The 12,544-nt window shown below is 58.9% G+C and carries 11 protein-coding genes; 7 read left to right on the forward strand and 4 right to left on the reverse strand.

Annotated elements, in window-relative coordinates; all coding sequences use genetic code 11:
- Positions 1 to 82: 82 nt before the first annotated feature.
- A complete protein-coding gene (locus GNF76_RS19855) occupies positions 83 to 1,576 on the reverse strand; it encodes a CoA-acylating methylmalonate-semialdehyde dehydrogenase (RefSeq protein ID WP_155584823.1) in 1,494 nt (497 codons plus the stop codon).
- Between the two features lie 39 nt (positions 1,577 to 1,615).
- Positions 1,616 to 2,965, reverse strand: coding sequence for an omega-aminotransferase AptA (gene aptA, locus GNF76_RS19860; protein ID WP_155584824.1), 1,350 nt, complete (start codon positions 2,963 to 2,965; stop codon positions 1,616 to 1,618).
- Between the two features lie 126 nt (positions 2,966 to 3,091).
- On the opposite strand from aptA, the gene GNF76_RS19865 reads away from it, so the two are divergent.
- The 6 genes from GNF76_RS19865 to GNF76_RS19890 all read left to right on the forward strand — a co-directional run bounded on the left by GNF76_RS19865 (position 3,092) and on the right by GNF76_RS19890 (position 9,414).
- Entirely contained in the window at positions 3,092 to 4,012 is a 921-nt protein-coding gene (locus GNF76_RS19865) for a LysR family transcriptional regulator (protein WP_155584825.1), read from the forward strand.
- A gap of 87 nt (positions 4,013 to 4,099) precedes the next feature.
- Entirely contained in the window at positions 4,100 to 5,494 is a 1,395-nt protein-coding gene (locus GNF76_RS19870) for a uracil-xanthine permease family protein (RefSeq protein WP_155584826.1), read from the forward strand.
- Positions 5,495 to 5,581: 87 nt separating this feature from the next.
- Positions 5,582 to 6,241, forward strand: a complete 660-nt coding sequence (locus GNF76_RS19875; RefSeq protein ID WP_155584827.1) for a TetR/AcrR family transcriptional regulator — start codon at positions 5,582 to 5,584, stop codon at positions 6,239 to 6,241.
- Between the two features lie 12 nt (positions 6,242 to 6,253).
- The gene (locus GNF76_RS19880) at positions 6,254 to 6,835 is read left to right on the forward strand and encodes an IMPACT family protein (RefSeq protein ID WP_155584828.1); all 582 of its coding nucleotides are present in this window, start codon (positions 6,254 to 6,256) and stop codon (positions 6,833 to 6,835) included.
- A 387-nt stretch (positions 6,836 to 7,222) separates the two neighbouring features.
- Entirely contained in the window at positions 7,223 to 7,909 is a 687-nt protein-coding gene (locus GNF76_RS19885) for an SDR family oxidoreductase (RefSeq protein WP_155584829.1), read from the forward strand.
- Positions 7,910 to 8,055: 146 nt separating this feature from the next.
- Positions 8,056 to 9,414 (forward strand): 8-oxoguanine deaminase, encoded by a 1,359-nt coding sequence (locus tag GNF76_RS19890; RefSeq protein ID WP_155584830.1) that lies wholly within the window; start codon positions 8,056 to 8,058, stop codon positions 9,412 to 9,414.
- Positions 9,415 to 9,564: 150 nt separating this feature from the next.
- Here the strand turns inward: GNF76_RS19890 and GNF76_RS19895 are convergent, their stop codons facing one another.
- Positions 9,565 to 10,653 (reverse strand): calcium:cation antiporter, encoded by a 1,089-nt coding sequence (locus GNF76_RS19895; RefSeq protein WP_155584831.1) that lies wholly within the window; start codon positions 10,651 to 10,653, stop codon positions 9,565 to 9,567.
- A gap of 193 nt (positions 10,654 to 10,846) precedes the next feature.
- Here GNF76_RS19895 and GNF76_RS19900 point away from each other — a divergent pair, with 193 nt between their 5' ends.
- Positions 10,847 to 11,800, forward strand: a complete 954-nt coding sequence (locus GNF76_RS19900) for an adenosine deaminase (RefSeq protein WP_155584832.1) — start codon at positions 10,847 to 10,849, stop codon at positions 11,798 to 11,800.
- On the opposite strand, the gene GNF76_RS19905 is transcribed toward GNF76_RS19900, so the two are convergent.
- A complete protein-coding gene (locus tag GNF76_RS19905; protein WP_155584833.1) occupies positions 11,797 to 12,510 on the reverse strand; it encodes an ArsR/SmtB family transcription factor in 714 nt (237 codons plus the stop codon). The two genes, GNF76_RS19900 and GNF76_RS19905, sit on opposite strands and share 4 nt — an antisense overlap.
- Positions 12,511 to 12,544 lie beyond the last annotated feature (34 nt).

Here is a 12,544-nt window from a genome sequence, read left to right on the forward strand (position 1 = left end):
TTTTCACAAATCTGTCATATCGGTCAAAAAAGCCAGAAAAAGCGAAGGCCGGCCCCTTGGGGCCGGCCTTCGGCCTTTCTATTTACAAGCTAGGAAAGGCGAACTGTGACGCCTCATGACTAGCCCGCTGCGGCCAACGCTGAGTAATCGCCTTGCGGCGGGTGTAGAAACGCACCCCATCCGGCCCATACGCATGCAAGTCGCCAAACAGCGAACGCTTCCAGCCACCAAAGCTGTGATAAGCCACCGGCACCGGCAACGGCACGTTAACGCCAACCATGCCCACTTCAATCTCATCACAGAACAGGCGCGCCGCTTCACCGTCACGGGTAAAGATGCAAGTACCGTTGCCATACTCGTGATCATTGATCAGCTGCATCGCCGCTTCCAGGCTATTCACCCGAACCACGCACAGCACCGGCCCAAAGATCTCTTCTTTATAGATGCGCATCTCAGGCGTCACACGATCAAACAGGCAGCCGCCCAGGAAGAAGCCATCTTCATGACCCGCAACACTCAAGCCACGACCATCAACCACCAGCTCTGCACCGGAAGATACGCCGTCTTCTATATAGCCACTGACCTTGTCCCGCGCCTGACCGGAAACCAGCGGCCCCATATCCAAACCACAAGTCGTACCCGCACCGATCTTCAACGCCTTGATCTGCGGTACCAGCTTGGCAATCAGTGCATCAGCCACCTGATCACCCACACACACGGCCACCGAGATCGCCATGCAACGCTCACCGCACGAGCCGTACGCCGCGCCCATCAAGGCACTGACCGCGTTATCCAGGTCTGCATCCGGCATCAGCACCGCATGGTTCTTCGCCCCGCCCAGCGCTTGCACACGTTTGCCGCGCTTGGTGGCTTCGGAATAGATGTACTCGGCAATCGGCGTCGAACCGACAAAGCTCAACGCTTTGACTTCCGGCGCTTCGATCAGCGCATCTACCGCCCCTTTGTCACCGTGCACCACGCTCAGCACACCTTTAGGCAAGCCGGCTTCCTGCAACAGTTGAGCGATCAGCAGCGTCGAACTTGGATCACGCTCCGAGGGTTTAAGGATGAAGCAGTTACCGCAGACGATCGCCAGCGGATACATCCACAGCGGCACCATCGCCGGGAAGTTGAACGGCGTGATACCGGCCACCACACCCAGCGGCTGGAAGTCGGACCAGGCGTCAATGTTCGGGCCGACGTTGCGGCTGTACTCACCCTTGAGGATTTCCGGTGCCGAACACGCGTACTCGACGTTCTCGATACCGCGCTTCAACTCACCAGCAGCGTCTTCCAGCGTCTTGCCATGTTCTTCACTGATCAGTTGAGCAATGCGCGCTTCGTTTTGCTCCAGCAATTGTTTGAAACGGAACATCACCTGGGCACGCTTGGCCGGCGGCGTATTGCGCCATACCGGGAACGCCGCCTTCGCCGAGTCAATGGCGCTTTGAATGGTTTCGCGACTGGCCAACGGCACTTGGTGAATCACCTGGCCAGTCGATGGGTTGTACACATCAGCGCTGCGACCGTTGTCGGTCACCAGTTCGCCATTAATCAAATGCGGGATGAGGCTCATGCAGGGCTCCTGAAAAGTTGTTCTATATAGAAGGAGAAATCAGTCGATCTTGTTCAGCACTTCGCCGACCGCATCGAACAAACGATCCAGGTCCTGTGGCTTGCTGTTGAAGGTTGGCCCGAATTGCAGGGTGTCGCCGCCGAAGCGCACATAGAAGCCGGCTTTCCACAACGCCATGCCCGCCTCGAACGGGCGCACGATCGCATCACCATCACGCGGGGCGATCTGGATCGCACCGGCCAGGCCATAGTTACGAATGTCGATCACGTTCTTGCTGCCCTTCAGGCCGTGCAGCGCATTCTCAAAGTGCGGTGCGACTTCGGCCACGCTCTGCACCAGGTTTTCCTTCTGCAGCAAATCCAGTGCGGCCAGGCCAGCCGCGCAGGCCACCGGGTGTGCCGAATAGGTATAACCGTGTGGGAATTCCACCGCGTATTCAGGCGTCGCCTGATTCATGAACGTCTGATAGATCTCGGTGCTGGCAATCACTGCACCCATCGGGATCGCACCGTTGGTGACTTGCTTGGCAATGCACATCAGGTCCGGAGTCACACCGAAGCTGTCGGCGCCGAACATCGAACCGGTACGGCCGAAGCCTGTGATCACTTCGTCGAACACCAACAGGATATTGTGCTGATCACAGATCTCGCGCAGACGCTTGAGGTAACCCTGTGGCGGCACCAGTACACCAGCGGAGCCAGCCATCGGCTCGACAAATACCGCTGCAATGTTGGACGCATCGTGCAGCTCGATCAGCTTGAGCAGCTCATCGGCCAAGGCGATACCACCCTGCTCCGGCATGCCACGGGAGAAGGCATTGCTCGCCAATAAAGTGTGAGGCAGATGGTCAACGTCCATCATCGCCTGACCAAATATCTTACGGTTGCCGTTGACGCCGCCCAAGCTGGTACCGGCGATGTTCACACCGTGATAACCACGGGCACGGCCGATCATCTTGGTCTTGGTCGCCTGGCCTTTCAGGCGCCAGTACGCACGCACCATCTTCACCGCGGTGTCGGCGCATTCGGAGCCGGAGTCGGTGAAGAACACGTGGTTCAGGTTGCCCGGAGTCAGGTCGGTGATTTTTTCTGCCAACTGGAATGACAAAGGATGACCGTATTGGAAGCCTGGCGAGTAATCCAACGTTCCCAGCTGCTTGGCGACCGCCTCCTGGATTTCCTTACGCGTGTGCCCGGCGCCACAGGTCCACAGACCCGACAGCGAGTCATACACCTTGCGTCCTTTGTCATCGGTCAACCAGCTACCTTCGGCCGCTACGATCAGGCGCGGGTCGCGATGAAAGTTGCGGTTGGCGGTGTACGGCATCCAGTGAGCATCCAGCTTCAGTTGGCTGGCCAGAGAGGACGGAGCGTTTTCGGGCATGTTCATGAGCAAAACCTCGCAAGGCAAAAGGCAGCGTAGGGATTCGAAAAGCGTTGTTGCAGCTAAATTGCCACGGGGATAAAGTCGGTGAAATCCAACTCTTCTAACCTTCAGTCAGGCCTTTACTAAACTATGAGCAGCCGTCGCCCCGATCCTCTGGCCCAAGTCAGCGACTTCGATATCCGCTTGCTTCGCATCTTTCGCAGCGTGGTGGAATGCGGTGGCTTCTCGGCAGCGGAAACCGTGCTGGGCATTGGTCGTTCAGCCATCAGCCAACAGATGAGCGACCTCGAACAGCGCCTGGGCCTGCGTCTGTGTCAGCGCGGGCGAGCCGGGTTCTCCCTGACCGAGGAAGGGCGCGAGGTTTATCAATCGGTGTTGCAACTATTAAGCGCCCTTGAGAGCTTTCGCACCGAGGTCAACGGCCTGCACCAACACCTGCGGGGCGAACTGATCATCGGCCTGACCGACAACCTGGTCACCCTGCCCCACATGCGCATCACTCATGCCTTGGCGCAGTTGAAGGAACGCGGCCCGGACGTGCAGATTCAGATCCGCATGATCGCCCCCAACGAAGTGGAACAAGGCGTGCTCGACGGTCGCCTGCACGTTGGTGTAGTGCCCCAGGCCAGTGCCCTCTCGGGTCTTGAATACCAACCGCTGTACAGCGAACGTTCGCTGCTCTACTGCGCCGTCGGTCACCCCTTGTTTTATGCCGACGACAAGCAGTTGGACGATGAGCGCATCAACAGCCAGGACGCCATTGCACCAACCTTCCGCCTGCCCGCCGAGATTCAGGCTCACTATCAGGCTCTCAATTGCACCGCCAGCGCCTCCGACCGTGAAGGCATGGCCTTCCTGATCCTGACCGGCCGCTACATCGGCTATCTGCCGGATCACTACGCCAGTCTCTGGGTACAACAAGGCCGCCTGCGCGCCCTGAAACCCGCCGCCCGTTTTTATGACCTGAGCCTCGCTTCGGTCACGCGCAAGGGCCGTCGCCCTCATTTGGTGCTGGAAAGTTTTCTCGAAAGCCTGGCTGCAACCCGCTGATACGGGCCTTACATAAAAACCTGAGCAACTGGACAGTTTTTTGCAAGGCATGAGGACCTTGAACCATCAGCCTCGAGTTTGCCTGCCATGCCGCCAGAATCCGCCAGCACCAGTGATCTGATCTACGGCCTCAACGATCGCCCCAAACCGTTGCCCGCATTCCTTGCCGCCCTGCAACACGTACTGGCCAGCTTCGTCGGGATCATCACCCCGCCGCTGATCATCGGCTCCACCCTGGGCTTGACCGCTCACCTGCCCTACTTGATCAGCATGGCGTTGATGGTTTCGGGGGTCGGCACTTTCATACAAGCCCGTAGGCCGTTTGGTATCGGGGCGGGAATGATCTGCCTGCAAGGCACCAGTTTCGCTTTTCTCGGCGCGGTACTGTCGGCCGGCTTTCTGGTCAAGCAGCGCGGCGGTAGCCCGGAAGACATCCTGGCGATGATCTTCGGCGTGTGTTTTTTCGGCGCAGCGGTGCAGATAGTGTTGAGCCGTTTTATCGGCCAACTGCGACGGGTGATCACGCCCTTGGTCACCGGGATCGTCATCACACTGATCGGTATCAGCCTGATCAAGGTCGGCATCACGGATTTGGGCGGTGGATTCAACGCATCGGACTTCGGCGCCCCCACCAATCTGGCCCTCGGCCTGTTCGTCGTACTGACGATCATCCTGCTCAACCGTTCGAACACGCCATGGGTGCGCCTCTCGGCCATCATCATCGGCCTCGCGCTGGGCAGCCTCGCCGCCTGGTTCAGCGGCAAACTCGTGCCACAAGCCCTGCCCGATTTGCCATTGATCAGCCTGCCGACGCCCTTTCGCTTCGGCTTCAATTTCGACTGGAGCGCTTTCCTGCCGGTGGCGCTGATTTATCTGATCAGCACCATCGAAACCGTCGGCGACCTTACCGCCAATTGCATGATCGCCCGTCAGCCCATCAGCGGCCCTTCTTATATAAGCAGGCTCAAGGGTGGAGTGCTGGGGGATGGCGTCAGTTGCATGATCGCAGCCACTTTCAGCGCCTTCCCCAACACCACCTTCGCCCAGAACAATGGCGTCATCCAACTGACCGGCGTCGCCAGTCGTTATGTCGGCCTGTACATTGGCGTGGTGCTGTTTTGTCTTGGGCTGTTTCCACTGATTGGTGCGGTGTTGCAACAGATCCCTAAACCCGTGCTGGGCGGTGCCACTCTGGTGATGTTTGGCAGCGTCGCTGCCGCCGGCGTACGTATCCTCGCCCAGGCCCCGCTGGATCGACGCAGCATGTTGATTATCGCGACCTCCTTCGGCGTCGGCCTGGGCATTGCCGCCCAACCTAATTTGCTGCATCTGATGCCAACCCTGGTGCAGAACCTGTTCGACTCAGCCATCACCAGCGGCGGACTGACCGCAATCGTCCTGTGTCTGTTATTGCCTGAAGCAAAGGCCGTCGAACCTGCCGCAAACCAGACACTGGAAAGCGACACCCTAGAGCCGCTTTAACGGTTTTCTCGTATCAGGACTTGTCTGAGGCTTGAGGGTGGGTTATCTGTGCATAAGTCGCATTCATCGATCTGCACGGAAACCTCCATGAGCCTCGAAGTTCCTGCCCACAGCAACCACACTGGAAAACCTGCAAGCCGCATTCGGCAAAAGAACGAACAAGCGATTATCCAGGCCGCCGAAGACGAGTTCGCTCGCCATGGCTACAAAGGCACCAGCATGAACACCATCGCTGCGAGTGCCGGGCTGCCCAAAGCCAACTTGCACTATTACTTCACCAACAAGCTGGGGCTGTACATTGCCGTACTCAGCAACATCCTCGAACTGTGGGACAGCACCTTCAACGCGCTGACCGCCGAGGACGATCCGGCCGAGGCGCTGACTCGCTACATCCGTACCAAAATGGAGTTTTCCCGACGCCAGCCACAAGCCTCGCGAATCTTCGCCATGGAGATCATCAGCGGCGGAGAATGCCTGACCGAATATTTCAGCCAGGACTATCGCGCCTGGTTCAGCGGTCGGGCGGCAGTCTTCCAGGCCTGGATCGACACCGGCAAGATGGACCCGGTAGATCCGGTGCACCTGATCTTCCTCCTCTGGGGCAGCACTCAGCATTACGCCGACTTCGCCACCCAGATCTGCCGCGTGACGGGTCGCACCAAGCTGACCAAACAAGACATGGAAGACGCCGGCACCAACCTTATCCATATCATTCTCAAAGGCTGCGGCATCAAGCCAGCCCTCTAAACGAAGACACTCATGCCTTTCACACTGACCGGCCTTTGCGAATTTCGCGAAGAAATACGCAAAAGCCGCTTCATCACCCTTGCAGCCCCCATTGCCAGTGCACAGGACGCCCAGGCGTTCATCGATCAACACAGTGACTTGAATGCCTCGCACAACTGCTGGGCCTGGAAACTGGCTGACCAGTACCGCAGTAACGACGATGGCGAACCCGGCGGCACCGCCGGGCGACCGATCCTGGCCGCTATCGAGGCCCAGGCCTTTGACCAGGTGGTGGTGCTGGTCATCCGCTGGTACGGCGGCATCCAACTGGGCACCGGCGGGTTGGCCCGTGCTTATGGCGGCGGCGCCAATAAATGCCTGCAGAGCGCCGAGCGAGTCGAGTTGATCAGCCGCGTCCCCTTAAGCTGCGCCTGTAGTTTTTCCGAGCTGGCACTGGTGAAACTGCGCGTAGCCGAACTCGGCGGCTTGGTAGTGGAAGAAACCTTCACTTCCAATGGTGTGGAGTTGCAATTAGCGCTGGGCGATACGCAGATCGATACGTTGCAGACACAACTGGCAGACCTGAGCCGCGGACGCATCCTGCTGCACCGCTAAAACTGCCCACACCTACTGTGCACCTGCCTGTGGATAACCTGAGCACACCCGTCTGTAACCCTTCTGTCACAAGGGCTAGAGGGTGTTGTTCAGTTTTTGTTCAAGTGAGCACACGAAAGTATTAATCCAGCTCTAAAACAGTCAGTTAGGCTGTTTATCACCTTTAGAACAAAGCACCGCAGTGCTTATACCCAGCCCGCAAGCTTGCACACAATTCCTGTGGAGGAACCTGTGGATAACCCGTGCAAGGGTGCGCAGGTGGCAGGGGTGGCAACGCTTGCAGGCAGCTGTGCATTTTTTGATCAGCTATTCAGGCTTTACTGCCGTAAAGACTGAGGTACTGTTGTCCACTGAATCCCTGAATCTTCACTCAAAAGGAAGCCATTCATGCCTACGCCAAAAACAGCACTGATCATCGGCGCCTCCCGGGGCCTGGGCCTTGGTCTGGTCAAGCAACTGCTGGGCGACGGCTGGCAAGTCACCGCCACCGTACGCGACCCACACAAGGCTGACGCCTTGAAGGCCTTGGGCAATGTCCAGGTCGAACAACTGGACATGGACGATCAGCAAGCTGTGATCGCCCTGAACCAACGCCTCAAGGCACAGACCTTCGACCTGCTGTTCGTCAATGCCGGCGTTAAAGGCCCGGCCAACCAGACACCCGGCCACGCAACCCTGGCGGAAGTCGGCCAGCTGTTTTTCACCAATGCCGTGGCACCGATCAACCTGGCCCAACGCTTTATCGGGCAGATTCGTCCGGACAGTGGCGTGCTGGCGTTCATGAGTTCGGTGCTGGGCAGCGTTGCTATCCCTGATGGTGCGGACCTGGCGCTGTACAAAGCCAGCAAGGCCGCGCTGAACTCCATGACCAACAGTTTCGTCACCCAGTTAGGTGATCAAAAGTTGACCGTGCTGTCCCTGCATCCAGGCTGGGTGAAAACCGACATGGGCGGCGAAGACGCGCACATCGACGTCGAGACCAGCGTCCGTGGCCTGGTCAAACAAGTGAATGCCTACACCGGCAAGGGCGGCCATCACTTCATCGACTACCTGGGCCAGAGCATTCCCTGGTAAACATCGCCCGGATCGTTATCGCCCGATTGCTGCGATAACGATCCGCACGTAAACTCCCCACCTCGCCCTCACCGGCGACCCTGGATCAGCAGACAGGGCAACACTGAGCTGGCAAACCTGAACCCATCATTCAGAGGAGCCGGCCAATGCCTGCGACCCGTATCTGGTTAAAAAACCCTCTCGCGATTTTCACCGCCAACACCCTCGACGCCCGTGGCGGCCTGGTGGTGCAGGATGGCGTGATCGTTGAAGTCCTTGGCCTGGGGCAAGAACCCGCCAGCGCCTGTGGACAAGTCTTCGATGCCCGCGAGCATGTGATCCTGCCCGGGCTGATCAACACCCATCATCACTTCTATCAAACCCTCACCCGCGCCTGGGCCCCGGTGGTCAATCAGCCGTTGTTCCCATGGCTGAAAACCCTGTACCCGGTATGGGCGCGACTCACGCCCGAGAAACTGGCGCTGGCCACCAAAGTTGCCCTGGCTGAACTGCTGCTCTCGGGTTGCACCACGGCGGCCGATCATCACTACCTGTTTCCCGACGGCCTGGAAAATGCCATCGACGTGCAAGTCGACAGCGTACGTGAGTTAGGCATGCGCGCCATGCTGACCCGCGGCTCCATGAGCCTGGGCGAAGCCGACGGCGGCCTGCCACCGCAACAAACCGTGCAACAGGGCGAAGTGATCCTGGCCGACAGCCAGCGCCTGATTTCTCAGTACCACGAACGAGGCGACGGCGCGCAAATCCAGATCGCCCTGGCGCCCTGCTCACCGTTCTCCGTCACCCAGGAAATCATGGCCGCCAGCGCCGAACTGGCCAACAGCCTCGACGTGCGCCTGCACACCCACCTGGCAGAAACCCTCGACGAGGAAGATTTTTGCTTGCAGCGCTTCGGCCTGCGCACCGTGGATTATCTGGACAGCGTCGGCTGGCTCGGCCCGCGCACCTGGCTGGCCCATGGTATTCACTTCAACCCGGACGAGATTGCACGGCTCGGCGCCGCCGGTACCGGGATTTGCCATTGCCCAAGCTCCAACATGCGCCTGGCCTCGGGTATTTGCCCGACCCTGGACCTGCTCGCAGCCGGTGCGCCGATTGGCCTGGGCGTGGACGGTTCGGCATCCAACGATGCCTCGAACATGATTCTGGAAACCCGCCAGGCGCTGTATATCCAACGCCTGCGCTACGGTGCAGAAAAAATCACCCCGGAATTGGTGTTGGGCTGGGCCACCAAAGGCTCGGCGCAATTGCTCGGCCGTAGCGATATCGGTGAGTTGGCCGTAGGCAAACAGGCTGACCTGGCCTTGTTCAAGCTCGATGAGCTGCGCTTCTCCGGCAGCCATGATCCGATTTCGGCGCTGCTGCTGTGCGGTGCCGATCGAGCGGATCGGGTGATGGTGGGTGGCAAGTGGCGAGTGATTGATGGGCAAGTCGAAGGGCTGGACCTGAAAGGTTTGATTGCTGATCACAGCCAGGCGGCGCGCGCCTTGATCAGCGGAACCTGATCCCGGCGCCGATCAAATGTGGGAGCTGGCTTGCCTGCGATGGCGGTATAGCAGTCGACATTTATATCAACTGACATACCGCCATCGCGGCGGTGCGACGATTCGACAAGCCCGGCTCCCACATTGGTTCTGCGGTGCCTTAAAGATTGGTTACAGCCCCAACAGCGACAGCATGATAAAGGTCGCAAACAACACAAAATGGGTCATCCCTTCGATGGCGTTGGTTTCGCCATCGTTGAGGTTGATCGCACTGACGATCAGCGTGATCAACACCATCACCGTCTGCACCGGCGTCATCGCCATCTGAAACGGCTGGCCGGTGTACAACGCCATGGCTTCCATCACCGGCACCGTCAAGATCACCGTCGACAACGAAGCGCCCAAGGCAATGTTCACCACCGACTGCATGCGATTGGCCAGCGCGGCCCGCAATGCGGTCAAAATCTCCGGTGCTGCGGAAATCGCGGCCACCAGGATTGCGGTAATCACCGGCGGTGCTCCCGTTCCTTCAAGGCCAAGGTCCAGGGTCTTGGACATCACCTCGGCCAGCGCGCCAATCACGATCACGCCAAACACCAAGGTCCCGATAGAGAACGCCAGACTGATCGGCAGACTTTCTTCTTCCGGCTGCTTTTTACGGCGCTTGTCCGGGTAGCTGTAGCTGAAAAAGTAACTGTGGGGCCCGACCTGCATTCGCAGGAACAAGGTGTACAACACTACCATCGCGCCGATGGTGAAGGCTGAGTAAACCTTCCAGTCGGCTTCGGGGATAAATTCCGGCACCACCATCGATACGCCCATGGCGGTGAGGATCATCACGCTGTAGGTCCGTGCCGAGTCATCGTTGTAGGACTGCTCACCATGCTTGATGCCGCCCATCAACGCCGCCAGGCCGAGGATGCCGTTGATGTCGAGCATCACCGCTGAATAGATAGTGTCACGCACCAGGGTCGGTGACGGCTCATTGCTCATCATGATCGCCAGGATCACCACTTCCACCAGTACGGCAGCAAGGGTCAGGATCATGGTGCCATAGGGGTCGCCGACCTTTTCCGCCAACTGCTCGGCGTGATGGGCCACGCGCATCGAGGCCACGACGATGAAGCCAATCAACACCAGGCCGCTCAGCAGCGCGACTTTCTGCCCGCTATGGAGCATCCAGTGTTCCAGTGGGTAAGCGGCAATGGCGGCGATCAGCGCCAGCAGCATGAATTTTTCTTGCTTGAGGGATGCGAGCATTACGAGCCTTTTCGAACGGCAAATCAGTCATGGATGGGGTACAGACTGCACCACGCCGCTAACGTTTCGTTACACCTTAGTTCACTCACCGCTTGCGCGAAGAAAGCAAATGCTCACCGTTTGATCAGGTTTTGCCGATTATTTCGGCCTTGGCCTGTAGAATGCCGGCATTGCACCTGATGAGAACTTATAAATGTACGACTGGCTCAACGCCCTGCCCAAGGCTGAATTGCACCTGCACCTCGAAGGCTCGCTGGAGCCTGAGCTGCTGTTCGCCCTGGCCGAACGCAACAAGATCGCGCTGCCGTGGAGCGACGTCGAAACCCTGCGCAAGGCCTATGCCTTCAACAACCTGCAAGAGTTTCTCGACCTGTATTACAAAGGCGCCGATGTGCTGCGCACTTCCCAGGACTTCTACGACCTGACCTGGGCCTACCTGCTGCGCTGCAAAGCGCAGAACGTAATCCACACCGAACCCTTCTTCGACCCGCAGACCCACACCGACCGTGGCGTGCCGTTCGAAGTGGTGCTCAATGGTATTGCTGCGGCCTTGAAAGATGGCGAGCAGCAACTGGGCATCACCAGCGGTTTGATCCTCAGCTTCCTGCGCCACTTGAGCGAAGAAGAAGCCGAGAAAACCCTCGACCAGGCGCTGCCGTTCCGTGACGCGTTTGTCGCCGTTGGTTTGGACAGTTCGGAAATGGGCCACCCGCCGAGCAAGTTCCAGCGGGTGTTCGATCGTGCCCGTCACGAAGGTTTCCTGACCGTTGCCCACGCCGGCGAAGAAGGCCCGCCGGAGTACATCTGGGAAGCCCTCGACCTGCTGAAGATCCAGCGCATCGACCATGGCGTGCGCGCCATCGAAGACGAGCGCCTGATGCAGCGGATCATCGACGAGCAGATCCCGTTGACCGTGTGCCCGTTGTCCAACACCAAGCTCTGCGTGTTCGACGACATGGCCCAGCACAACATCCTCGACATGCTTGAGCGTGGCGTGAAAGTCACCGTGAACTCGGACGATCCGGCGTACTTTGGTGGTTATGTCACCGAGAACTTCCATGCGCTGTACACCTCCCTGGGCATGACCCAGGACCAGGCCAAACGCCTGGCACAAAACAGCCTGGATGCGCGATTAGTGAAGCCTTAATCTCTGGGTGACGTAGGGGCAGCTGCCAGCCGGGCAATTTCCAGCTGCCCCACTTCAGTAATCTGCAACGCCCGGGACTCATTGATCAGACTGACCCAGCCCGACTGCATGAACAGCTGCAATAAGCCGGCGCCCAGTGCGCCCCCTATATGTGGCTGCTGCTCACTCCAATCGAAACAGTCACAGGCAATGGGCGAATTGCAGCCCTGAGCCAGCGCCTGGGTAAAAACCCCTATGCCTGCCAGGCTGCGCGCACCTTTGGGGGTCACCTGAATCCGTTGCTCCTGACGCTCCAGCCATCCGGTGGCCATCATGCGTTGATAAAGCGCCGCCGCCACTTGGCCCCCTAAATGCCCCTGGCAAAGTCTGGCATGGCGCAACGACGCCGGCGCAACCAAAGCCTTGACCTCCTGCGGCTTACTGCGCGCCGCGCTAGCCACCGTAGCACTGGCCAAGGCGTCGACGGCGGCACCTACATCAGGGGCGGCCATACGGAAAAAACGCTTCTTTCCCCTGGCCTCAACACGCAACAAACCGCCGGCCGCCAACAGCGTCAGGTGCGCATTAGCCGACGCTGACGATACCCCCGCCACGTGCGCCAACTCATCAATGGGTTTAGCCGAGCCGTCCATCAACGCCCATATCATCGCGGTGCGTTTGGGGTCGGCCAACAGTGTGGCGATCTGACTGATGCAAGGTGCCTGTTCCATGTATTCACTCCCTGTTGAATCATTTGTCTGCTGC

It is taken from the genome of Pseudomonas spelaei, assembly GCF_009724245.1.
Classification (GTDB): Bacteria; Pseudomonadota; Gammaproteobacteria; order Pseudomonadales; family Pseudomonadaceae; genus Aquipseudomonas; species Aquipseudomonas spelaei.